Genomic DNA, 22,614 nt, shown 5'->3' with positions numbered 1-22,614 from the left:
TCTTCGTTCCACCACGCTCACATCTCGATCACGATCTTCCCCGTCACGCGACGGTTCATCATGTCGTCGAGCGCCTGCGGCGTCTGGTCGAGCGTATAGCGCTTCGTGATGACCGGACGCAGCTTGCCGGTCTTGATCCACTCGATCAATGCGGCGAACTCTTGTTCGGCGAGTGCGTGCTCATGCTTCATGTGATGCCCCCAGAACACGCCGACCACGCTCGCGCCCTTCAGCAATGCAAGGTTGAGCGGCAGCTTCGGAATCTCGCCGTTGGCGAAGCCCACGACGAGATAACGCCCGCGCCAGCCGATGCTGCGAAACGCCGGTTCGGCATACGCGCCGCCGACGGGGTCGAAGATCACATCCGGACCGTTGCCGCCGGTGAGTGTCTTGATGCGTTCACGCAAGTCTTCGTGCGCATAGTCGATGACCTCGTCGGCGCCGTGCTCTCGGCAGAACGCGAGTTTCTCGGCGCTCGACGCCGCCGCGATCACCCGCGCGCCGACCAGCTTGCCGATCTGGATCGCCGCGAGCCCGACGCCGCCCGCCGCGCCGAGGACGAGCAGCGTGTCGCCGGGCTGCAATGCGCCGCGATCGACCAGCGCGTGATACGACGTGCCGTAGGCAAGCATGAACGCGGCGGCGGCGGAAAAATCGAGATTGTCGGGAAGCGCGATCACGTCCGCCGCGTTGACGCGCGCCTGTTCGGCGAACGCGCCATGCGCCGTGTAGGCGGCCACCCGCATGCCCGGCGCGAAGCCGGCGACACCGGCGCCCACTGCACGCACGACGCCCGCAAACTCGGCGCCCGGCGTAAAGGGCAGCGGCGGCTTGAACTGGTACTTGTTCTGGATGATGAGCACGTCGGGGAAGTTCACGCTGGCGGCTTTCACGTCGATGACGAGTTCGCCTGCTTCCGGATGCAGGTCAGGCAGCGTCTCGATGGCGAGCGTGGCGGGCAATCCGTGTTCGTTGCAGCGTACGGCGCGCATGGCATCTCCTCGTTGAAGAGGCTTCAGTGTAGGGCAGGGACGGCGCCCGGAGCGAGTCCGGAGGGCGTCGTCGCGCCAAGGTTCCTCGGTTACAATCGCCGGATGCGAATCCTACTCAGCAACGACGACGGTTATCTGGCGCGCGGCATCAACGTGCTGCACGACGTGTTGCAGCCGCTCGGCGAAGTCACCGTGATGGCGCCGGAGCAGAACTGCAGCGGCTCGTCCAACTCGCTGACGCTGTCGCGGCCCCTGAGCATCCATCAGGCGCCCAACGGTTTCAATTTCGTCAACGGCACGCCCACTGATTCGGTGCATATCGCGCTGACCGGCATGCTCGAGCAGCAGCCGGACCTGGTGGTGTCGGGCATCAACAACGGGCAGAACGTCGGCGAGGACACGCTGTATTCCGGCACGGTCGCCGCCGCCACCGAAGGCTTCATGTTCGGCATTCCGGCCATTGCGTTCTCGCTGGTCGGCCGCGACTGGCTGCATCTCGAAGACGCGGCGCGCGTGGCGGCGGAGATTGTCGCGCATTTTCTCGAGCATCCGATGCCCGGCCATCCGCTGCTCAACGTGAACATCCCGAGCCTGCCGTACGATCAGCTCGGCGAATGGAAGGTCACTCGGCTCGGCAAGCGCCATCCGTCGCAGCCGGTCATCCGCCAGGAAGATCCGCGCGGCAATCCGATCTACTGGATCGGTCCGTCGGGCGACGCGCTCGACGCCAGTGAAGGCACCGATTTCCACGCGGTGGCGAATGGCTTCGTGTCCATCACGCCGCTGCAACTCGATCTCACGCATACGAAACTCCTGGCCGAGACGCGCGAATGGGCGCGTGCCGGGAGCGGCCGCACATGAGCGACGAGCGCGCCAAGCGCTTTCCGCTGGCGCTCGCGGATCTGGTTCGCGAGCCGCGCAAGCCCGCGAACCGCGCCGCCGATGCGCGTGCGAAACCCGCCGCCACGCCCAAGCCGGCCACGCTCAAGCCCGCCGCACAGCCGAAGCCGGCGCCCGCGCGCACCGCGAACGCGACGATGAAAAACCCCGCGACGGCAGCAGCGTCCGCGAAGCCGGCCACGTCGGTGTTTCCCGCGCGTGGCGGTGCGCCGTCTGCAACGGGCGCGGGGCGCAGCGCGGCGAAGACGCATCCGGCGGCACACACGCACCACGCGGCCCACGCGGCACATGGAGCACACGCGCCGCGCGCATCCGGCCGCGACCTGAACGCCGCGTCGCCGGGCACGAAGAAAGGCGCGCCCAACGTCGCGCTGGCCAGCACGCAGACGCTCACGTCGGAACGGGTGCGGGCGCGCATGGTCGAACGGCTGCGCGCAAACGGCGTGACCGACCCGCGCGTGCTCAACGCGATGGCCGTGGTGCCGCGCCACATGTTCGTCGATCCCGGCCTTGCCGCGCAGGCGTATGAAGACGCCGCGCTGCCCATCGGTCATCACCAGACTATTTCGAAGCCGTCGGTCGTCGCGCGCATGATCGAACTCGTCGCGACCGGACGCAGCCTGAGCAAGGTGCTGGAAATCGGCACGGGCTGCGGCTATCAGGCGGCGGTGCTGTCGCAGGTGGCGGCGGAGGTGTATTCGATCGAGCGCGTGCGTCCGCTGTCCGAGCGTGCCAAGCTCAATCTGCGGCCGCTGCGCGTGCCGAACATCCGGCTGCATTACGGCGACGGCCGGCTGGGACTCGCCGCCGCCGCGCCGTTCGACGCCATCGTGATCGCCTGCGCGGGCCTCGATGTGCCCCAGGCCTTGCTCGATCAACTGGCGGTGGGCGGCAGGCTCGTCGCGCCGGTCGGATCGCAGGCCGCGCAGTCGCAGGTGCTGACGCTCGTCACCCGCGTCTCGGCCACACAATGGCGAGAAGAGCAGCTCGATCGCGTTTTCTTTGTACCCTTAAAATCCGGAGTGATTTGACACCGATGAGTATCTTGCGTGCTTTGCGAGAAGGAACGGCAGACCAACGCGTGAGCGCGGCGCAGCGCGGCGTATGCGTGCTGGCGTTGTCCGTGCTGGCGGCGTGTTCGACACGCATGGACATGGCGCCGGTCGTCGACAAAACGGGCGCGCCCCTCAGCACGACGGCGGCGCAGACGCCGGACAACGGTCCGCCGCCGCCGGGCTTCTACCGTGTGAAGCCGGGCGACACCCTATATCGGATCGCACTCGAAAACGGTCAGAATTATCACGACATCGCGACGTGGAACAACCTGACCAACCCGAACCAGATCGAAGTCGGCCAGCTGGTGCGCGTGGCGCCGCCGGGCGCGAATCTCGCCGCCGCGACGCCGGGTGTAGCGACCGCGCCGATCACCGGCGGCGGCGTGCAGGCGCAGCCGCTCAACGGCGCCAACAGCTATGCCACGACGCCCCAGCCGGGTGCCACGGCGCAGCCGCCGTACTACGGTCCGAATTCGGGCATGGGCGCGGCGCCGGGAACGGCAGCAGGTACGGTCGCGGGTGCGCTGGCAGGCTCGACGCCGGGCGTTCCGGGCGCCGATGCGGGCGCGACGGCGCCGGCGGGTCAGCCGGCCTTCATCTGGCCGGCGCGGGGCCCGATCCTCAACACGTTCAGCGAGGCGAGCAACAAGGGCTTGAACATCGGCGGCGCGGCGGGCGATCCGGTCAATGCGTCGGCGGATGGCCGGGTGGTGTATTCCGGAAATGGGCTGCGCGGCTACGGCAACCTCATTATCATCAAGCACGATGCAACTTTTCTCACCGCGTATGCACATAACCGCGCTTTGATGGTAAAAGAGGGAGACGCGGTCACTAAAGGGCAGAAAATCGCTGAGATGGGGAACAGTGATTCGGATCGCGTGATGTTGCATTTCGAAGTTCGCCGGCAGGGTAAACCTGTTGACCCACTGAAGTATTTGCCGCCGCAATAGAGCGAAATCATCATGCCAAAAACGAAGCGCCGCCTGCCGCAAGCCGAGACTGAGACGATCAGCCGACCTTTGCAAGTGTCGGTGGAAGACGGTGCTTCGAATACTGACGACGACGCCGACAATGTCGACGTCGAAGTCGACTCAGAATCCGATTCCGAGGAAGAAGGCTCGAGCCGCGGCAAGCGCGGCGAAGAAGCGGCCGAGGGCGCAAACGATTCCGCGCCCGACCCCGACGACTTCCGCTCGCTGATGCAGGCCGAACTCACGGCCGACACCATTCAGCATTATCTGAATCGCATCAGCGTGAAGCCGCTGCTCACCGTGGAAGAAGAGCAGCGCTATTCGCGTCTCGCCAAGGCCGGTGAATTCGACGCGCGGCAAGTCATGATCGAGCGCAACTTGCGGCTCGTCGTGAGTATTGCAAAGGGTTATCTGAATCGCGGCGTGCCGCTGCTCGATCTGATCGAGGAAGGCAATCTGGGTTTGATGCACGCCATCGAGAAATTCGACCCGACACGCGGTTTTCGCTTTTCGACCTATGCCACCTGGTGGATCCGCCAGAGTATCGAACGCGCGATCATGAATCAGGCGCGCACGGTGCGTCTGCCGGTGCACGTGATCCGCGAACTGAACCAGGTGCTGCGCGCGAAACGTCATCTGGAGAGGAATTCGGCCAATTCGAACGATGCGGTCGCGCCGGAACGCCGCGACGCGAGCATCGACGACATCGCCTACCTCACCGGCAAGACGCCCGAGGAAGTCACTGATATCCTCGCGCTCAACGAACACACCGCGTCGCTCGACGCACCGCTCGACCTCGATCCGGGCAGCAGCCTGCTGGACTTGCTGTCGGACGACCAGAGCCAGTCGCCGGATGCCGAAGTGCAGCACCGCGAACTCGAATCGCTGACGCGGCTGTGGCTGTCGCGGCTGTCCGACAAGCATCGTCATGTGATAGAAAGGCGCTTCGGGCTCAACCATATCGAGCCCGCGACGCTCGAAGAGCTCGCCGACGAAATGGGCCTGACGCGCGAACGCGTGCGCCAGATCCAGCAAGAGGCGCTCGTGCGGCTCAAGCGCTTTTTCGCTTCCAACGGCGTTCGCAAGGACGCCGTGCTTTAACGCTCAAGGCGGCGTCCAAGGGGCGCCGCGTTCCAGGATTCAATGACACCGATTCTCGTATTCGACATCGAGACGATCCCCGATGTCGACGGCATTCGCCGCCTCGAAGACCTGCCCGACGACCTGTCCGACCGCGAAGTCGCCGAACATGCGTTCGAAGCGCGTCGCGAGCGCGTCGGCAACGACTTCCTGCCGCATCATCTGCAGCGCGTGGCCGCCATCTCCTGCGTGTTTCGCGACGACCACGGCTTTCGCGTGCGCTCGCTCGGCACGACCGACGACGGCGAGGCCGCGCTGATCCAGTCGTTCTATCGCGTGATCGAGAAGTACACGCCGCAGCTCGTGTCGTGGAACGGCGGCGGTTTCGACCTGCCGGTGCTCCATTACCGGGCGCTGGTGCATGGCATCGCGGCGCCGCGTTATTGGGACCTGGGCCAGGACGACCGGGAATTCAAGTTCAACAACTACATCAGCCGCTATCACGCACGGCACACCGACCTGATGGACGTGCTCGCGATGTATCAGGCGCGCGCCAACGCGCCGCTCGACGCGCTCGCGAAGCTGTGTGGTTTCCCCGGCAAGCTCGGCATGGACGGCGGCAAGGTGTGGGATGCGTACTGTGACGGGCAGATCGAGGACATCCGCAACTACTGCGAGACCGACGTCGTCAATACCTACCTGATGTACTGCCGCTTCCAGCTGATGCGCGGCGGCCTGACGGCGGACGAGTATGCGGACGAAATCGGCCTCGTGAAAGCCGCGCTCGCGAAGGAGACGTCGCCGCACTGGCAGGAATATCTGGCGGCGTTTGCGAAGTGAGCGCGCGGCGTTCGTCTACAATCCCGCCTTTGCTCACTCGTTCAGTCAGGAAGTACGCAGGTGTCTGAAACCGCTCGAAAAACTTCGCATCGCCGCCGCGCCGCGCCGGCGAAATCCGTCACCCCCGATCCGAACTTCGTCGCGCCCGAGATCGAGATCGTTTCTCTCGACGCGGAAGCGCGCGGCGTCGGCCGCACCGTGACCGAGGACGGCGAGCCGGGCAAGGTGATCTTTGTCGAAGGCGCGCTGCCGGGCGAACGGGTGAGCTATTCGAGCTACCGCAAGAAGCCCAGCTTCGAGCAGGCGCAGGTGGTCAAGGTGTTGCGCGAAAGCGTGATCCGCACGCGGCCGAAATGCACGTTCTTCGGCATCTGCGGCGGCTGCTCGATGCAGCATCTCGATGTGCGCGCGCAGATCGCCGTCAAGCAGCGCGTCCTCGAGGACAATCTAGAACACCTGTCGAAACTGCGCGCGGAAACCATGTTCCGGCCGATCCACGGACCGTCGTGGGGTTATCGCTATCGCGCGCGCCTGACCGTGCGGCACGTCGAGAAGAAGGGCGGCGTGCTGGTCGGTTTCCATGAACGCAAGAGCAGCTATGTCGCCGACATGACGAGCTGCGAAGTGCTGCCGCCGCACGTCTCCGCGATGCTCGTGCCGCTGCGTCACCTGGTGGCGTCGCTGTCGATCCGCGATCGCATGCCGCAGATCGAGCTGGCGGTGGGCACGGATGTCACGGCGCTGGTGCTGCGCATTCTCGAGCCGCTGACCGAGGCCGACGAAGTGCTGCTGCGCACCTTCGCCGACGAGCACGGCGTCCAGTGGTGGCTCCAGCCCAAAGGCCCGGACACGGTGGTGCCGTTCTATCCGCTCGATCAGGAACTGGCGTACACGCTGCCGGAGTTCGCGATCCGCATGCCGTTCAAGCCGACCGACTTCACGCAGGTGAATCACCAGATCAATCGCGTGCTGGTGGCGCGGGCGCTGTCGCTGCTGGCGCCGGAGCGCTCGGACCGGGTGCTCGACCTGTTCTGCGGCATCGGCAATTTCACGCTGCCGCTGGCGCGGGTGTCGCGGGAAGTGGTGGGCATCGAAGGCAGCGAGGCGCTGACCACGCGCGCGCTCGAGAATGCGAAGGCGAATGGCGTCGACGGCCATACTTCGTTCGCGTGCCGCAACCTGTTCGAAGTCACCGCCGAGGACCTGCGCGCGCTCGGCCACTTCGACAAGTTCCTGATCGATCCGCCGCGTGAAGGTGCCCTGGCGGTGTCGAAGGCGCTCGCGGACATCGCGCAGAGCGGCGACGGGCCGTTGCCCAAGCGCATTGTTTATGTGTCGTGCAATCCGGCGACACTCGCGCGCGATGCCGGCCTGCTCGTGCACGAAGGCGGCTACCGGATGAAGGGCGCCGGGGTGGTGAACATGTTCCCGCATACGTCGCACGTCGAATCGATCGCGTTGTTCGAGCGGGACTGATTGAGCGATTCGCTCAGACGTAAAAAAACGGCCTGCGAATTTGAATCGCAGGCCGTTTTCTCTTGTATCGCCGCTAGCCGATCAGTTGCGGTTGCCGCCGAAGATGCCGAGCAGCGCCAGCAGGTTCGTGAACACGTTGTACAGATCGAGATAGATCGCGAGCGTGGCGCTGATGTAGTTGGTCTCGCCGCCGTTCACCACGCGCTGCACGTCGAACAGCATGTACGCCGAGAAGATCACGATGGCGAGCACCGAGATGGTCATCATCAGCGCGGGCAATTGCAGGAACACGTTCGCGAAGGCCGCCAGCAGGATGACGATCACGCCCATGAACAGGAATTTGCCGAGGCCCGAGAAGTCGCGCTTGCTGACCGTGGCGATGGTCGCCATGGCGGCGAAGATCACGCCGGTGCCGCCGAAGGCCATCATGATCAGCTGCGGGCCGTTCGAGAAACCGAGGATGAAGCTCAGCAGGCGCGAGAGCATCAGACCCATGAAGAACGTGAACCCGAGCAGCACCGCGACGCCCACGCCGCTGTTCTTCGTCTTCTCGATGGCGAACATGAAACCGAAGGCGATGGCCAGGAACGCGATGAAGCTCATGGCCGGGCTGGACGCCGCGAACAGCGAGAAGCCCGTTGCGACGCCGACCCAGGCGCCCAGCACGGTCGGCACCATGGAGAGCGCGAGCAGCCAGTACGTGTTGCGCAGCACCCGGTTGCGCGTCTCAACCGAAGTGATGCTGCCGTTGCGGCCGAAGCCGTAGGGGGATTCGTTCATGGTTTCTCCTTGCTCCAATTGTCTGTGATTCGGTTTCCCGCCACATCCGTCACACACCAATGATAAGGTGCGCGGACTTAAACCTGCATTAGGACGCGGCGCTGCGGGCGTGGGGCAGAGGTTGCCATGCCCCTGTTGCAATGCGGCGCTTCGCTCCAATATGGCCCCGCAGCGCAACGATTTCAATAGCCCGGATGGCCAAGGCGGGGCAATGCCGCCGTTCAGGCCGTCCGGGGTTTGATGCTTACGGCGCCGTAAGGTTTCAATCGCAATCATACCTTGCTTCGTGCTACAATTGTCGATTCGTTTTAATTCGTAAACCGTTCATTTTTTGGAGTTTTTCATGGCGATCGAGCGCACCCTGTCGATTATCAAGCCGGACGCAGTGGCAAAGAACGTTATCGGCCAGATCTACAGCCGTTTCGAAAACGCGGGCCTCAAGATCATTGCGTCGCGCATGGTTCATCTGTCGCGCGCCGACGCGGAAAAGTTCTACGCCGTGCACGCTGCACGTCCGTTCTTCAAGGATCTGGTCGAGTTCATGGTTTCGGGCCCGGTCATGATCCAGGCGCTCGAAGGCGAAAACGCCATCGCCAAGAACCGCGACCTGATGGGCGCAACGGACCCGAAGAAGGCCGACAAGGGCACGATCCGCGCTGACTTCGCCGACAGCATCGACGCGAACGCCGTGCACGGTTCGGACGCCGCTGAAACCGCGCGTCAGGAAATCGCCTTCTTCTTCCCGGAAGTGAACGTCTACTCGCGTTAATCGCTGCGTACGTCGCCGCGCCGGTCAAGGGGCGCGGCATCGCGCCGCGACGCACTGAAGTCGTAATACCGCAGGAACTGGCGCGAACGGTCCCGGGCCAAACTTCGAAGAAGCCGCCCGGGCTTCGCAATCTGAAATGGCATATCTCGACATGACGAGCAACACCGTCAACCTTCTCGATCTCGACGCCGCCGGACTCGTCGCCTACTGCGACAGCCTGGGCGAGAAGCCGTTTCGCGCCAAGCAATTGCAGCGCTGGATCCATCAATACGGTGCCGACGACTTCGACGGCATGACGGACCTGGCCAAATCGCTGCGCGAAAAACTCAAGGGCCGCGCCAACATGGCGATGCCCGACATCATTCAAGACCACGTTTCCGCCGACGGCACCCGCAAGTGGCTGATCGACGTCGGCAATGGCAACGCGGTCGAAACCGTGTTCATTCCCGAAGAAACGCGCGGCACGCTGTGCGTGTCGTCGCAGGCGGGCTGCGCGGTCAACTGCCGGTTCTGTTCCACCGGCAAGCAGGGCTTTTCCCGCAACCTCACCACCGGCGAAATCATCGGCCAGCTGCGCATGGCGGAATTCGCGCTGCGCAAGTCGCTCGGCCGTGACGTGGGCGGCCCGGGCAAGGGCGAGCGCGTCGTCACGAACGTCGTGATGATGGGTATGGGCGAGCCGATGCTGAACTACGACGCCGTCGTGCCGGCCATGCGCCTGATGCTCGACGACAACGCCTACGGCCTGTCGCGCCGTCGCGTGACGCTGTCCACCTCGGGCGTCGTGCCGATGATGGACCGGCTCGCGGCCGACCTGCCGGTGGCGCTCGCGGTGTCGCTGCATGCGCCGAACGATCCGCTGCGCGACATGCTGGTCCCGCTGAACAAGAAGTACCCGCTGCGCGAATTGATGGCCGCGTGCCAGCGTTATCTGAAGGTGGCGCCGCGCGATTTCATCACGTTCGAATACTGCATGCTCGACGGCGTCAACGACACCGAAGCGCATGCCCGTGAACTGCTCGCCGTCACGCGCGACGTGCCGTGCAAGTTCAACCTGATCCCCTTCAATCCATTCCCGGAGTCGGGTCTGACGCGTTCGAAGAACGAGCAGATCAAGCGCTTCGCGCAGGTCCTGATGGATGCCGGCGTGGTGACGACGGTGCGCAAGACGCGCGGCGACGACATCGACGCGGCATGCGGCCAGCTCGCGGGCGCGGTGCAGGACCGGACGCGGCTGGCGGAGCGCACGAGCCGGGCGCAGGGCAAGGTCATCGAGGTACGGGCTGTCTGATGTGTCCGATGCGGCGCGAAGCCGGCGCGCCGAAACCGGACGCCGGACCACGCGAAGCCGAACATTTTGTTATAAAGCGGTCTGCCATGACGCCCGGGTTGTATCGTTCACGTATTTCGAAACGCACATCACCGCGGCGCTATATAAAAGAATCGATGCGAGGAATTTGGCATGAGTGAGCCGCAACATCCGACGCCTTTCAGCAGCCATTCCGGCAGTTCGTCCGACGTGCAGCGCAATGATCCGCGCGACGGACAACCCGGAGCGGAAGGCGCGGCATCGAATGCGGGCCAGGCGGGGGCGCTGGACTCCATTCCGGCAGTCGGCGCGCGTCTCGCGCAGCTCAGGCAGGCGAAGGGCTGGTCGATCGATGACGTGTCCGCGCGCCTCAAGGTCTCGACACCGAAACTGCTCGCGCTCGAAGCCGGCGACATCAGCCATTTGCCCGACCGCACCTTCGCGGCGGGCATCGTGCGCAGCTACGCGAAAATCCTTGGCGCCGATCCCGCGCCGTTCACGCAGGCTTTCCGGCGCGACGCCGGCGTGGTCGGGCAAAATCTGAAAGTACCGGTCTCGGCGGGCGCGGACATGCCGCGCGGCCGCGTCTCGGTGCCCCTCGGCAATTCGACAGGCCGCAAGCGCTCGTGGATGTGGGGCATTCTGGCCGTCCTCGTCGTGCTCGCCGCGCTCGTCACCTGGCATACCGGCGGCGAGTCGAGCAACTGGCTCGCGCGCCTCAAGTCGGCCACGGGCGTCGGCGCCTCGGCGGGCGCGGATTCGGCGGACCATGCGGCATCGTCGTCGGCAGCCACGCCGGACGAAGCCGCCGCCGCCAACACGGGCGAAGCCTCGCTGCCGGAAGTCGCCGCCGCACCCGGCGAGCAGCCGATGCCGCGTCCGCTCGGCACGAACGCGTTGCCGGCGTCGTCGTCGGCGCTGTCAGCGGTGCAGGGCCAGGCCAATCAGGCTGCGTCGGCGCCGAAGACGGCAGCGCCCGCGGCGGCCGTGGCCAGTTCCGCACCGGCGGTGGCCGGCAGCGGCTCGGGCGCGGTCGAACTGAAGGTCAAGGAAGACAGCTGGTTCAGCGTGCGCGGCAAGGACGGGAAGGAGCTGTACTCCGGACTCGTGCGCGCCGGCAACACGCAGCGGGTGCAGGGCGAGCCGCCGTTCAAGGTGACCGTCGGCAACGTGAAGGGCGTGGAGTCGCTGTCGGTGGACGACGAGCCCGTCGACGCCAAGCGCTACAGCGCCGCACGCGGCAACGTCGCGCGTCTTTCATTGCCCTGAGCACGCACACGCAACAAAAGCAGGCAACAAGCGCAAGCAACAAACGAAACAGGGGTGTCGCGACGCAAGCCGCGCCGCCCGTTCAAGGTTCCACAGACGTAACCGGATGCCGCAACGGGCGGCAAGGTTTCCAAAGGGTCATGCGATGCAATCCGAAGCTCAATCCCTGATCAGCAGCAAGATCTGTTCGGCCGAACCCGTGTTCGGCGGTCCGTTGCGGCGCCGCGCGTCGCACGCGGTCGACGTGCGCTGGGGCGGCCAACTGGTCACCATCGGCGGCGATTCGCCGGTGCGCGTGCAGTCGATGACCAATACCGACACCGCCGACGCCATCGGCACCGCGATCCAGATCAAGGAACTCGCGCAGGCGGGTTCGGAGCTGGTCCGCATCACGGTCAATACGCCCGAAGCCGCCGCGGCCGTGCCCCACGTGCGCGACCAGCTGGACCGGATGGGCGTCAGCGTGCCGCTCGTCGGCGACTTTCATTACAACGGCCATCTGCTGCTGCGCGATCATCCCGCGTGCGCGGAAGCGTTGTCGAAATACCGGATCAATCCGGGCAACGTCGGCCAGGGCGCCAAGCGCGACACGCAGTTCGCACAGATGATCGAAGCCGCGATCCAGTACGACAAGCCGGTGCGCATCGGCGTGAACTGGGGCAGCCTCGACCAGGACCTGCTCGCGCGCATGATGGACGAGAACGCCGCGCGCACCACGCCCTGGGAACTCCAGAGCGTGATGTACGAAGCGCTGATCCAGTCGGCCATCGGCTCGGCGGAACGCGCCGTCGAACTGGGCCTCGGCCGCGACAAGATCATCCTGTCGTGCAAGGTGAGCGGCGTGCAGGACCTGATCGCCGTGTATCGTGAACTCGCGCAGCGCTGCAGCTTCGCGCTGCACCTCGGGCTGACCGAGGCGGGCATGGGCTCGAAGGGCATCGTCGCGTCGACGGCGGCGCTGTCGGTGCTGCTGCAGGAAGGCATCGGCGACACCATCCGCATTTCGCTGACGCCCGAGCCGGGCGGCGCGCGCACGGGCGAAGTCGTCGTCGGCCAGGAAATCCTCCAGACCATGGGCCTGCGTTCCTTCACGCCGATGGTCATCGCCTGCCCCGGCTGCGGACGCACCACCAGCACGCTGTTCCAGGAACTCGCGTCGCAGATCCAGAACTACCTGCGCCGCTCGATGCCCGACTGGCGCGAGAAATACGCCGGCGTCGAGAAGATGCACGTCGCGGTGATGGGCTGCATCGTCAACGGGCCGGGCGAATCGAAGCACGCGAACATCGGCATCAGCCTGCCGGGCTCGGGCGAGAATCCGGCGGCGCCCGTCTTCGTCGACGGCGTGAAGGTGAAGACGCTGCGCGGCGAGCGCATCGCCGAGGAATTCCAGCAAATCGTCAGCGACTACGTCGAGCGCACGTATGGCCAGAAGGCCGGCGCGCGCGAAGAGACGTCCACGGCATCACTCTAAAGACAGATGACTGAACAGAAGAAGCGGCTCGAGAAACTGACGGGCGTGAAGGGCATGAACGACATCCTCCCGCAGGATGCCGCGCTGTGGGATTTCTTCGAAACCACCGTCAAGTCGATGCTGCGCGCATACGGCTATCAGAACATCCGCACGCCGATCATCGAGCATACGCAGTTGTTCACGCGCGGTATCGGCGAGGTGACGGACATCGTCGAGAAGGAGATGTACAGCTTCACCGACGCCCTCAACGGCGAGCATCTGACGATGCGCCCGGAAAACACCGCCGCGGTCGTGCGCGCGTCCATCGAGCACAACCTGCTGTACGACGGCCCGAAGCGCCTGTGGTACATCGGCCCGATGTTCCGTCACGAGCGTCCGCAGCGCGGGCGTTATCGGCAGTTCCATCAGGTCGGCGTGGAAGCGCTCGGCTTCGCGGGTCCGGACACGGACGCCGAAATCATCATGATGTGCCAGCGCCTGTGGGACGACCTCGGGCTAACCGGCATCCGCCTCGAGCTCAACTCGCTCGGCCAGGCGGACGAGCGCGCGGCGCATCGCAAGGAACTGATCGCCTATCTCGAACAGCACGTCGACGTCCTCGACGAGGAGGCGAAGCGCCGTCTCTACACGAACCCGCTGCGCGTGCTCGACACGAAGAATCCGGCGTTGCAGGAGATCGCGCAGAACGCGCCGAAGCTCGTCGATTTCCTCGGCGAGGAATCGCGCAAGCATTTCGACGGCGTGCAGCGTTTGCTCAAGGCGAACAACATTCCGTTCACGGTCAATCCGCGTCTCGTGCGCGGTCTCGATTACTACAACCTGACCGTGTTCGAATGGGTCACCGACAAGCTCGGCGCACAGGGCACCGTCGCGGGCGGCGGCCGCTATGACCCGCTGATCGAGCAGCTCGGCGGCAAGCCGACGGCCGCGTGCGGCTGGGCAATGGGCGTCGAGCGCATCCTCGAATTGCTGAAGGAAGAGCAGCTCGTGCCGGAAGACGACGGCACGGACGTGTACGTCGTGCATCAGGGCGAACAGGCGGCGGAGCAGGCGTTCATCGTCGCCGAACGTCTGCGCGACACGGGCCTCGACGTGATCCTTCACTGCAGCCCGGACGGCGCGTCCGCGAGCTTCAAGTCGCAGATGAAGAAGGCCGACGCGAGCGGCGCGGCGTTTGCCGTGGTGCTCGGCGAGGACGAACTGGCGCAGGGTCTGATCGGTGTGAAGCCGCTGCGCCGCTCGGGCGCGGAGAGCGCCGACGGTCAAAAGAACGCGCAGGTCAACGTGCCGGCCGAAGACTTGACCGAATACCTAATCAATGCGATGGTTGCAACCGCCGATGACGACGCTGCCTAAATTTTAGGCAAAGTTTGGAGTCAGTCAGCCGTACGCATCCGCCGGGGCGCGCCGCGCCGGCATCGCGCGCGGCACTCGTTGCGGGTCATGAAACGCAGTAAGGATCAGCTGGACGATGAGCTATCACGACGAACAAGAATCGATTGAAAGCGTAAAAGCCTGGTGGGCCAAATGGGGTAACGCCACGACCTGGATCGTGCTTGCGGTGCTCATCGTGGCCGCCGGCTACAACGGCTGGAATTTCTGGCAGCGCCGCCAGGCAGCCGAGGCCTCCGTGCTATACGACCATCTGCAGCAGGCCGTGAACGGCCCCGACCAGGCGCTGGTCGCACGGATGGCGTCGGACATGGAAGACAAGTTCGGCGGCACGGCCTACGCGCAAATGGGCGCGCTCGCGGCGGCGAAGTCGCTGTACGCGGCGGGCAATGCGGCCGGCGCGAAGACCCAGCTGCAATGGGTCATCGACCACGCGAAGGACGACGAGTACAAGCAGATCGCGAAGCTGCGCCTGGCGCTCGTGCTGCTCGACGAGAAGAACTATAACGCCGGCCTGAAGCTGCTCGCGGATGCTCCGCTCGACGCGTTCAAGGGCGTCATCGCGGATCGCCGCGGCGACCTGCTGGCGGCCCAGGGCAAGCGCGACGATGCGCGCGCGTCCTACAAGGTCGCGCTCGACGCGCTGCCCGCGAACGACACGTCCGCGCGTCAGCTGGTCCAGTTCAAGCTCGATGCGCTGGGCGGCTAAGGTTCGCGCCGGTTCGTCCCTCAAGCATCGGCCGCGTGTGCAGGCCGCCGCGTCCGAACGCCGCACGCGCGGCGCGGCGCGCACACCGACCAACCCGTTCAACTTTCCACATTGCGTCCACTGATGACTCTTTTGAAACGCTACGCCGTACCGCTCGCCTGCGCGATGACTGTCTTGTTGACCGCTTGTTCGTCGACCAAGGATGAACGCCGCGAACCGGTGCCGCTCGCGGACTTCAAGCCGGTGCTGACCGTCAACCAGGCGTGGAAGGCGAGCGTCGGCAAGGCGGGCCGCTATCTGTTCTCGCCGGTCGCGGTGGGCGACTACGTGTACGCGGCGGGCGCCAACGGTTCGGTCGCGAAGATCGATGCGAAGACCGGTCAGGACGTCTGGCGCATCAAGCTCAAGGACGACCTGTCGGCGGGTGTGGGCAGCGACGGCAACCTGACGGCGGTCGGCGGCCTGAAAGGCCAGGTCGACGTGCTCGGTCCCGACGGCAAGCAGCTGTGGACCGCCACGGCGCCGGGCGAAATCGTGTCCCCGCCGCTGGTCGGCAATGATCTCGTGATCGTGCGCACGATCGACGGCAAGGTGATCGCCTTCAACGCGCAAACCGGCGAGCAGAAGTGGGTGTTCCAGTTGCGCGCCGTGCCGCTCAACCTGCGCGTCGCGGCCGGCATGACCTTCGCGGGCAACCAGGCGGTGCTGGCGGGCTTTCCGGGCGGCACCTTCGCGGCCATCAACCTGCAGACGGGCGACGCCTACTGGCAGGCGCCCGTGTCCTACCCGAAGGGCGTGACCGAAGTCGAGCGCATCAACGACGTGACCGGCGCGCCGGGACTGGTCGGTGCGCAAACCTGCGCGGTGACCTTCCAGGGCCGTATCGGCTGTTTCGATGCCAACTCGGGCCAGCCGGTGTGGGAGAAGAACTTCTCGAGCGACAGCGGCCTCGCGCAGAGCGAGCAGGTGGTCGCGGCGGGCGACGACTGGTCGGTGGTCAACGCCTTCCGCGCGTCGGACGGCTCGCAACTGTGGAAGTCCGACGTGCTGAAGAACCGCAGCGTCAGCGTGCCGTACATCCTGGGCCGCGCGGTCGTGGTGGGGGACTACAAGGGCTTCGTGCACTTCCTGAACACGGACGATGGCACGATGATCGGCCGCGCGTCGACCGACGGCAGCGCGATCACCGCGGCGCCCGTGCTGGCCGGCGAAACGCTCGTGGTGCAGACGCACGACGGCGACATCTACGGTTTCCGTCCGAGCAACTAAGCGCGAGACTTCGTTCCGGCCAACACGCTGTACGCGCGCCGCTCACGCGGCGCGGCAGGCCCGCCACGACGGGCCGCACGAGAAACAAGCGGTGCGCCATGCGCGCACCGCGATACAACCCGCACGCAAGAGCGGGACGACTGCAACGAGGCGCGCGCACCCGCCGCGCGTCCAGCAGCGACGGAGAAAGCCTCCCGGGAGGCGACCGGCATTTATGAACGCCGGAGTTCGGAACGGCCGGCGCGACGTGCGTGCGGCAAGCCGAAACCATGCTAATTTTCGACAGGCGCAGCCACTGCGCGGCGTAGCAACGCAGGGGCACAGAAGCACGCACGACATCTTTTTGCCGCGCGTACCGTGTCCGCCTAGCGTTCAACCTTGAACAACATCAGATGAAACCCGTGATTGCCCTCGTCGGGCGCCCCAATGTGGGGAAATCGACTCTCTTCAACCGGCTCACGCGCTCGCGCGACGCACTCGTCGCCGACCTGCCGGGCCTGACGCGCGACCGCCACTACGGCGAGGGCCGCGTGGGCGGCGAGCGCCCGTACCTCGTGGTCGATACCGGCGGCTTCGAGCCCGTCGCGAAGGACGGCATCCTGCACGAGATGGCGCGCCAGACGCGCCAGGCGGTCGAGGAAGCGGACATCGTGGTGTTCATCGTCGACGGGCGCAACGGGCTCGCGCCGCAGGACAAGGCCATCGCCGATTATCTGCGCAAGACCGGCCGGCCGCTCTTCCTGGTCGTGAACAAGGCCGAGGGCATGAAGTACTCGGCGGTCGCGGCTGATTTCTACGAACTGGGCCTCGGCGACCCGCGCGCGATTTCGGCGGCGCACGGCGACGGCGTGACCGAGATGATCAACGACGCGCTCGACATCGCCTATGCCGACCAGCCGGAAGAAACCGAAGCGGAGAAGGCGCAGCACGGCGTCAAGATTGCGATCGTCGGGCGTCCGAACGTCGGCAAGTCGACGCTCGTGAATACGCTGATTGGCGAGGAGCGCGTCATTGCCTTCGACATGCCCGGCACGACGCGCGATTCGATCTACGTCGATTTCGAGCGCCAGGGCCGCAAGTACACGCTGATCGACACGGCAGGCCTGCGCCGGCGCGGCAAGGTGTTCGAGGCCATCGAGAAGTTCTCGGTCGTGAAGACCTTGCAATCCATCTCGGATGCGAACGTCGTGATCCTGCTGCTCGATGCGCAGCAGGATATCTCCGAGCAGGACGCGCACATCGCGGGCTTCGTGGTGGAGCAGGGCCGCGCGCTGGTGGTGGGCGTGAACAAGTGGGACGGGCTGGATTCACATGTGCGCGAGCGCACCAAGGCCGACCTGACGCGCAAGCTCAAGTTTCTGGACTTTGCTAAATTCCATTACGTTTCGGCGCTGGAGAAGACCGGCATCGGCGGGCTGCTGAAATCGGTCGACGAAGCCTATGCCGCGGCAATGGCGAAGCTGCCGACACCGAAGCTCACGCGCGCCCTCATCGACGCAGTGGAATTCCAGCAACCGCGCCGGCGCGGCCCGGTCCGTCCCAAGCTGCGCTATGCGCATCAGGGCGGACAGAATCCGCCGATCATCGTCGTGCACGGCAACGCGCTCGACGCGATCACGGATACCTATAAACGTTATCTGGAAGGGCGCTTCCGGGAAACTTTCGGGCTGGTGGGCACTCCACTTCGCATAGAGTTTCGATCAAGTCGAAACCCTTACGCGGACAAGGAGTGAGAACCGCGTGAAAGTCCGGCGTTCCGGCGTCGGCGAAGGGGCTTCAAGGCTGCTGTTGGGGCCGCCGCGAACCCCGTTGAAAGGCCCGCTGCGCGGTGCGCTGCTGGCCTTTTGGCCGACTGGCGCCGAAACGTCAATCAGTGAAAATCAGCTATAGTGTAGCGATTGTCGGCGGATCTCTTTTTCTTCGTCCACAATACTTCCAACCTGCAAAAAAATATACGGAGTTTGCTATGAGCAACAAAGGGCAATTGTTACAAGACCCGTTTTTGAACGCACTGCGTAAAGAGCATGTGCCGGTTTCCATCTATCTGGTGAACGGCATCAAGCTCCAAGGCAACATCGAATCCTTCGACCAGTATGTCGTGTTGCTCCGAAATACGGTCACCCAGATGGTCTACAAGCACGCCATTTCCACGGTCGTGCCGGCCCGCCCGGTGAATTTCCACCCGGACGCCGAAACGTCCTAAACCATGTTGCGACCGGCGCTTAATGCCATTTGAATAGCAATATTAAGCAACTCGCCGGTCGCTTCAAAAATTAAACATATCAATTTGATCAACGCAGCGCTTGTCGGCATCGACTTCGGCAAAATCGATTTCGAAGCCAGTCTTGAAGAACTCAGCCTGCTCGCACAAAGTGCGGGCGCTCATCCCGCCGTCACGCTCACCGGCCGCCGTTCGAGTCCCGATGCCAAGATGTTCATCGGCAGCGGCAAGGTCGAGGAACTGCGTCTGCAGTGCGAAGCGAACGACGTCGAACTCGTCATTTTCAATCACGCCCTCGCGCCCGCGCAGCAACGCAATCTCGAAGTCGCGCTGAACCGCCGCGTGGTGGACCGTACCAGCCTCATTCTCGATATCTTCGCGCAACGCGCCCGCAGCCATGAAGGCAAGCTGCAGGTCGAACTCGCGCAACTCCAGTATTTGTCCACGCGCCTGATTCGCGCCTGGACTCACCTAGAGCGCCAGAAAGGCGGTATCGGCCTGCGCGGCCCCGGCGAAACCCAGCTCGAAACCGACCGCCGCCTGATCGGCGAGCGCATCAAGGCGCTCAAGGCGCGGCTCGAGAAACTGCGTCGCCAGCACGGCACGCAGCGTCGCCAGCGCGTGCGCAACCGGACCATGTCGGTGTCGCTCGTCGGCTATACCAACGCGGGCAAGTCCACGCTCTTCAACGCGCTCACGAAGGCCCAGGCCTACGCCGCCGACCAGCTCTTCGCCACGCTCGACACCACGTCGCGCCGCGTGTATCTCGGCGAGGAAGCGGGGCACGTGGTCGTGTCGGACACGGTCGGCTTCATCCGCGAGTTGCCTCACCAACTGGTCGCGGCGTTCCGCGCGACGCTCGAGGAAACCATTCACGCAGACTTGCTGCTGCATGTCGTCGATGCCTCGAGCGCGGTGCGGCTCGATCAGATCGACCAGGTCAACGAAGTGCTGCGCGGCATCGGCGCGGACGAAATCCGCCAGATTCTCGTCTTCAACAAGATCGACGCCGTGCCGGAGCTTGCGGCCCGCGGCGAGGCGGTCGAAAGGGACGAGTATGGTAATATTTCGCGCGTTTTCTTGAGTGCGCGCACGGGTCAGGGACTCGATGCACTGCGCGCCGCAATCGCGGAAATTGCCGCCGCGGAGACCGGGGAAACGGAAGCGGGCCTTCCCAGTGTGCTCGCGGAATTCCCGGACGCGCAGGAAGAATCCGAAGCGGAATCCGGTGCGAACTTCAAGGCGGCGTCTGAAGCCAGGTCCGCAGCAAAGTCCGAAGCAACGCAATCCACGCAGTCCGGGTCAAACGCCACACACGACACGAACGCGCAGCCCGGCGACCAGCGGCCTGCCGATCAACGTGACGACCACACGGTTCCCGAACACGGACAGTGATCCGCATCGGAATGGAACCGGCCCGGAATCGACCCGGCTGTCTAATGGTGAATCACTGAGTGAACGACTACAACGAGCGGACTAACCGGCAAGCCAACCCTGCCGTCTTTTCGATCAACGATCCGCGCTGGGGGCGGGGCGACGGCAATGGCGTGAAGAACGACACGAAGCGTCCGCAGGACAGCAAGCGTCCGAACGGCAAGGACGACGGTCCGCCCGACCTCGACGAAATGTGGCGCGACTTCAACCGGCGCCTGGCCGGCCTGTTCGGCCGCAAGCCCGGCAACGGCGGCGCGCCGCGCGAGAACGGCCGCGGCAGCAAGATCGGGCTGGGTATCGTCATCGGCGTGCTGATCGCCATCTATCTCGGCAGCGGCGTGTTCGTCGTGCAGGACGGTCATGTCGGCGTCGTGTCGCAGTTCGGCCAGTATCGCCAGACGGTTCAGCAGGGCATTCACTGGCGTCTGCCGTATCCGTTCCAGTCGAACGAAATCGTCGATACCTCGCAGATCCGCTCGGTGGAAGTGGGCCGCGGCACCGCGCTGTCGCAGGGCAACGTGCGCGATGCCTCGCTGCTGACCCGCGACGCGGACATCGTCGACGTGCGCTTTGCCGTGCAGTACCAGATCCGCTCGGCCACCGACTTCCTCTACCGCAATCTCGATCCCGACCAGAGCGTCGTGCAGGCCGCACAGGCGGCGATCCGCGAGATTGCAGGCGGCCTCAGCACCGACGACATGCTCTACAAGGATCGCGAGGCCTTGCGCACGCGGCTGATGGACGCCATCCAGCGTTCGCTCGACGCCTACCGCACCGGCCTGCAGGTCACCGGCGTCGCGGTGCAGAGCGTGCAGGTGCCGCAGCAGGTGCAGTCGGCGTTCGAGGAAGCGTCGCGCGTGCGCCAGGACAACGAACGCGCGCGCGACACCGCGCAAGCCTACGCCGATCAACTCCTGCCGCGCGCGAAGGCCGACGCGGCGAAGATGGTCGACGAAGCCACCGCCTACAGCAATCGCGAAGTCACGCAGGCCCAGGGCGACGCCGAGCGCTTCAAGGAGGTCTACGCCGAATATTCGAAGGCGCCCGCGGTCATCCGCCAACGCATGTACCTGGACACGATGCAGCAGATCTATTCGCGCACCACGAAGGTTTTCGTAGACAGCAAGGCAGGCAACAACGTGGTGTATCTGCCGCTCGACAAGCTCGTTGAAGCGAATCGCCAGCAGGCGAAGGACGCGGCCGACGGCGCCAGCGCCCCGGCTGCGGCCAACGCTGCCGCCGATGGACAGCAGGCGCGCGCGCAGAGCGCAACGCCCGCATCGGCGCCGGCCGCTGCCGCGCCCGGGAGCGTGGCCAGTGCGGCCAGCGCGGCCAGCGGCGCAAGCGCGAGCGACCCGCTGCGCTCGCGCGATGCGTTCCGCTCGCGCAGCCGTTCCGAAGACCTGCAGTAAGGAGCGCGAACATGAACCGAATCATTGCGCTCGTGGTCGCGGTCGTCATCGTGCTGTTCATCGGCTCGTCGATGATCTTTACCGTCGACGAACGGCATGCCGGCGTCGTAGCCGCGCATGGCGAAGGCAATCCGCGCGTCGCGGGCCCGGGCCTGCACTTCAAGCTGCCGCCGCCGTTCCAGACGCTCACGCTGATCGACACGCGCACGCTCACCATCGACGAATCCGGCGCCGACCGCTTCACCACCGCCGACAAGAACGAAGTGATGGTCAACACGGTGATCAAGTACCGTGTCGCCGATCCGCTCAAGCTGTTCGAAAGCAACGAGAAGAACACGCAGACGGCGCAGGAGCGCATCACGGCGCTGGCGCGCACGGCGCTCGCGAGCGGCTTCGCGAAGCGCTCGCTCACCGACGCGCTCGGCAACCAGCAAACCCTGGCCAGCGATGCCCAGAAGAGCGTGGAAGCCGCGGCTGCGGCGTTCGGCGTGCAGCTCGTGGATCTGCAGATGACGCGCATCGACTTTCCGTCGGCGGTGGCGGATTCGGTCTACAAGCGCATGATCGCGGCGCGCCAGCAGGCGGCGGCGAACGAGCGTGCGAAGGGCACGGCGGATGCTGACAAGATCAAGGCGGACGCGGAGCGCGAACAGCAGCAGATTCTCGCCGATGCCTATAGCCAGGCGCAGTCGATCAAGGGCGAAGGAGACAGCAAGGCGGCGGGCATAGCGGCCGACGCCTACGGGCGCGATCCGCAGTTCTACCAGTTCTATCAGAGCCTCGAAGCGTATAAGAAGACGTTCAAGCCGGGCGACGTGATGATCGTCGATCCGAACAGCGACTTCTTCCGCTTCATGAAGAGCCCGACCGGCGGCCTTCCGGACACGTCCGCGCCCGCCACGGCGAAGCGCTGATCCTGCCCGCGCGGCGCGACCGGTTATCCGCGGTCGCGCTGCATCTTCGATTTCCTGGACATGGCCGAGACGTTACTGCTCGCTGTTGCGCTGATGCTCATCATCGAAGGCATGTTTCCCTTCGTGTTTCCGACCGCCTGGCGCGACACGTTTCGCCGCATCGCGGAGCGGCCGGTGAACCACATCCGCATCGGCGGGCTGATCGCGATGGTGCTCGGGCTCATCCTGCTGCTGATCGCCACGTGAAGCACGCGGCGCCACGCCGGCTTTTGACCTGTCTTGTCCTTGATCTTCCGTCCCTGACCGTTGTTGTCCGCAAGCCCGCGCACTGAGCGCAATACCTTGCGT

Annotated in this window: 21 protein-coding genes; 19 read left to right on the top strand and 2 right to left on the bottom strand. The window is 65.1% G+C overall.

Going from position 1 to position 22,614, the window contains the following annotated elements:
• Nucleotides 1-17: 17 nt before the first annotated feature.
• Nucleotides 18-992 (bottom strand): NADPH:quinone oxidoreductase family protein, encoded by a 975-nt coding sequence (locus tag QCE62_RS08570; protein ID WP_309916599.1) that lies wholly within the window; start codon nt 990-992, stop codon nt 18-20.
• 102 nt (nt 993-1,094) lie between these two features.
• Between QCE62_RS08570 and surE the strand changes: the two genes are divergently transcribed.
• From surE to rlmD, 6 genes are all read left to right on the top strand, one after another.
• The gene (gene surE, locus QCE62_RS08565; RefSeq protein ID WP_309916596.1) at nt 1,095-1,853 is read left to right on the top strand and encodes a 5'/3'-nucleotidase SurE; all 759 of its coding nucleotides are present in this window, start codon (nt 1,095-1,097) and stop codon (nt 1,851-1,853) included.
• Nucleotides 1,823-2,923: a protein-L-isoaspartate(D-aspartate) O-methyltransferase gene (locus QCE62_RS08560; protein ID WP_409017812.1), complete on the top strand. Its 1,101-nt coding sequence runs from the start codon at nt 1,823-1,825 to the stop codon at nt 2,921-2,923. The genes surE and QCE62_RS08560 overlap by 31 nt, the downstream gene beginning before the upstream one ends.
• Nucleotides 2,924-2,928: 5 nt before the next feature.
• Nucleotides 2,929-3,897, top strand: coding sequence for a peptidoglycan DD-metalloendopeptidase family protein (locus QCE62_RS08555; protein ID WP_309919730.1), 969 nt, complete (start codon nt 2,929-2,931; stop codon nt 3,895-3,897).
• Nucleotides 3,898-3,909: 12 nt separating this feature from the next.
• Nucleotides 3,910-5,019: an RNA polymerase sigma factor RpoS gene (rpoS, locus tag QCE62_RS08550; protein WP_309916589.1), complete on the top strand. Its 1,110-nt coding sequence runs from the start codon at nt 3,910-3,912 to the stop codon at nt 5,017-5,019.
• Between the two features lie 42 nt (nt 5,020-5,061).
• Nucleotides 5,062-5,838 (top strand): 3'-5' exonuclease, encoded by a 777-nt coding sequence (locus QCE62_RS08545; protein ID WP_309916586.1) that lies wholly within the window; start codon nt 5,062-5,064, stop codon nt 5,836-5,838.
• Between the two features lie 150 nt (nt 5,839-5,988).
• Nucleotides 5,989-7,314, top strand: a complete 1,326-nt coding sequence (gene rlmD, locus QCE62_RS08540) for a 23S rRNA (uracil(1939)-C(5))-methyltransferase RlmD (protein ID WP_409017848.1) — start codon at nt 5,989-5,991, stop codon at nt 7,312-7,314.
• Nucleotides 7,315-7,395: 81 nt separating this feature from the next.
• Here rlmD and QCE62_RS08535 read toward each other — a convergent pair whose 3' ends face one another.
• The gene (locus tag QCE62_RS08535) at nt 7,396-8,094 is read right to left on the bottom strand and encodes a Bax inhibitor-1/YccA family protein (protein WP_309808500.1); all 699 of its coding nucleotides are present in this window, start codon (nt 8,092-8,094) and stop codon (nt 7,396-7,398) included.
• A 343-nt stretch (nt 8,095-8,437) separates the two neighbouring features.
• Here QCE62_RS08535 and ndk point away from each other — a divergent pair, with 343 nt between their 5' ends.
• From ndk to QCE62_RS08470, 13 genes are all read left to right on the top strand, one after another.
• Entirely contained in the window at nt 8,438-8,863 is a 426-nt protein-coding gene (gene ndk, locus QCE62_RS08530) for a nucleoside-diphosphate kinase (protein ID WP_309808499.1), read from the top strand.
• 151 nt (nt 8,864-9,014) lie between these two features.
• The gene (gene rlmN, locus QCE62_RS08525) at nt 9,015-10,154 is read left to right on the top strand and encodes a 23S rRNA (adenine(2503)-C(2))-methyltransferase RlmN (protein WP_309808498.1); all 1,140 of its coding nucleotides are present in this window, start codon (nt 9,015-9,017) and stop codon (nt 10,152-10,154) included.
• A gap of 171 nt (nt 10,155-10,325) precedes the next feature.
• Nucleotides 10,326-11,441: a helix-turn-helix domain-containing protein gene (locus QCE62_RS08520; RefSeq protein ID WP_309916581.1), complete on the top strand. Its 1,116-nt coding sequence runs from the start codon at nt 10,326-10,328 to the stop codon at nt 11,439-11,441.
• Between the two features lie 145 nt (nt 11,442-11,586).
• Nucleotides 11,587-12,915: a flavodoxin-dependent (E)-4-hydroxy-3-methylbut-2-enyl-diphosphate synthase gene (ispG, locus tag QCE62_RS08515; RefSeq protein ID WP_309916578.1), complete on the top strand. Its 1,329-nt coding sequence runs from the start codon at nt 11,587-11,589 to the stop codon at nt 12,913-12,915.
• Between the two features lie 6 nt (nt 12,916-12,921).
• Nucleotides 12,922-14,271, top strand: a complete 1,350-nt coding sequence (gene hisS, locus QCE62_RS08510) for a histidine--tRNA ligase (RefSeq protein ID WP_309808494.1) — start codon at nt 12,922-12,924, stop codon at nt 14,269-14,271.
• Between the two features lie 115 nt (nt 14,272-14,386).
• On the top strand, nt 14,387-15,016 hold the full coding sequence (locus QCE62_RS08505) for a tetratricopeptide repeat protein (RefSeq protein WP_309916575.1): 630 nt from the start codon (nt 14,387-14,389) through the stop codon (nt 15,014-15,016).
• A gap of 123 nt (nt 15,017-15,139) precedes the next feature.
• Nucleotides 15,140-16,285, top strand: a complete 1,146-nt coding sequence (gene bamB, locus QCE62_RS08500; RefSeq protein ID WP_309916572.1) for an outer membrane protein assembly factor BamB — start codon at nt 15,140-15,142, stop codon at nt 16,283-16,285.
• A gap of 392 nt (nt 16,286-16,677) precedes the next feature.
• Complete coding sequence (gene der / locus QCE62_RS08495; RefSeq protein ID WP_309916570.1) at nt 16,678-18,018, top strand: ribosome biogenesis GTPase Der; 1,341 nt, start codon at nt 16,678-16,680, stop codon at nt 18,016-18,018.
• Between the two features lie 233 nt (nt 18,019-18,251).
• Nucleotides 18,252-18,488, top strand: coding sequence for an RNA chaperone Hfq (gene hfq / locus QCE62_RS08490; protein WP_035930711.1), 237 nt, complete (start codon nt 18,252-18,254; stop codon nt 18,486-18,488).
• Between the two features lie 84 nt (nt 18,489-18,572).
• The gene (gene hflX / locus QCE62_RS08485; protein ID WP_309916567.1) at nt 18,573-19,901 is read left to right on the top strand and encodes a GTPase HflX; all 1,329 of its coding nucleotides are present in this window, start codon (nt 18,573-18,575) and stop codon (nt 19,899-19,901) included.
• A gap of 59 nt (nt 19,902-19,960) precedes the next feature.
• Nucleotides 19,961-21,352, top strand: a complete 1,392-nt coding sequence (gene hflK / locus QCE62_RS08480; RefSeq protein WP_309916564.1) for an FtsH protease activity modulator HflK — start codon at nt 19,961-19,963, stop codon at nt 21,350-21,352.
• 11 nt (nt 21,353-21,363) lie between these two features.
• Nucleotides 21,364-22,266, top strand: a complete 903-nt coding sequence (gene hflC, locus QCE62_RS08475) for a protease modulator HflC (RefSeq protein ID WP_309916561.1) — start codon at nt 21,364-21,366, stop codon at nt 22,264-22,266.
• Nucleotides 22,267-22,320: 54 nt separating this feature from the next.
• Nucleotides 22,321-22,512 carry a DUF2065 domain-containing protein gene (locus QCE62_RS08470; protein ID WP_309811530.1) on the top strand — a complete coding sequence of 64 codons (192 nt, stop codon included), beginning with the start codon at nt 22,321-22,323 and terminating at the stop codon, nt 22,510-22,512.
• Nucleotides 22,513-22,614: the final 102 nt, after the last annotated feature.

The organism is Caballeronia sp. LZ033 (assembly GCF_031451265.1).
Classification (GTDB): Bacteria; Pseudomonadota; Gammaproteobacteria; order Burkholderiales; family Burkholderiaceae; genus Caballeronia.
Note: the sequence above shows the minus strand (reverse complement) of the source record. Positions and strands in the feature narration are given on the sequence as shown.

Coding starts and splice junctions, on each gene's coding strand:
- QCE62_RS08570 (WP_309916599.1), bottom strand. CDS start 992: ATGCGCGCCGTACGCTGCAACGAACACGGATTGCCCGCCACGCTCGCC.
- surE (WP_309916596.1), top strand. CDS start 1,095: ATGCGAATCCTACTCAGCAACGACGACGGTTATCTGGCGCGCGGCATC.
- QCE62_RS08560 (WP_409017812.1), top strand. CDS start 1,823: ATGGGCGCGTGCCGGGAGCGGCCGCACATGAGCGACGAGCGCGCCAAG.
- QCE62_RS08555 (WP_309919730.1), top strand. CDS start 2,929: ATGAGTATCTTGCGTGCTTTGCGAGAAGGAACGGCAGACCAACGCGTG.
- rpoS (WP_309916589.1), top strand. CDS start 3,910: ATGCCAAAAACGAAGCGCCGCCTGCCGCAAGCCGAGACTGAGACGATC.
- QCE62_RS08545 (WP_309916586.1), top strand. CDS start 5,062: ATGACACCGATTCTCGTATTCGACATCGAGACGATCCCCGATGTCGAC.
- QCE62_RS08535 (WP_309808500.1), bottom strand. CDS start 8,094: ATGAACGAATCCCCCTACGGCTTCGGCCGCAACGGCAGCATCACTTCG.
- ndk (WP_309808499.1), top strand. CDS start 8,438: ATGGCGATCGAGCGCACCCTGTCGATTATCAAGCCGGACGCAGTGGCA.
- rlmN (WP_309808498.1), top strand. CDS start 9,015: ATGACGAGCAACACCGTCAACCTTCTCGATCTCGACGCCGCCGGACTC.
- QCE62_RS08520 (WP_309916581.1), top strand. CDS start 10,326: ATGAGTGAGCCGCAACATCCGACGCCTTTCAGCAGCCATTCCGGCAGT.
- ispG (WP_309916578.1), top strand. CDS start 11,587: ATGCAATCCGAAGCTCAATCCCTGATCAGCAGCAAGATCTGTTCGGCC.
- hisS (WP_309808494.1), top strand. CDS start 12,922: ATGACTGAACAGAAGAAGCGGCTCGAGAAACTGACGGGCGTGAAGGGC.
- QCE62_RS08505 (WP_309916575.1), top strand. CDS start 14,387: ATGAGCTATCACGACGAACAAGAATCGATTGAAAGCGTAAAAGCCTGG.
- bamB (WP_309916572.1), top strand. CDS start 15,140: ATGACTCTTTTGAAACGCTACGCCGTACCGCTCGCCTGCGCGATGACT.
- der (WP_309916570.1), top strand. CDS start 16,678: ATGAAACCCGTGATTGCCCTCGTCGGGCGCCCCAATGTGGGGAAATCG.
- hfq (WP_035930711.1), top strand. CDS start 18,252: ATGAGCAACAAAGGGCAATTGTTACAAGACCCGTTTTTGAACGCACTG.
- hflC (WP_309916561.1), top strand. CDS start 21,364: ATGAACCGAATCATTGCGCTCGTGGTCGCGGTCGTCATCGTGCTGTTC.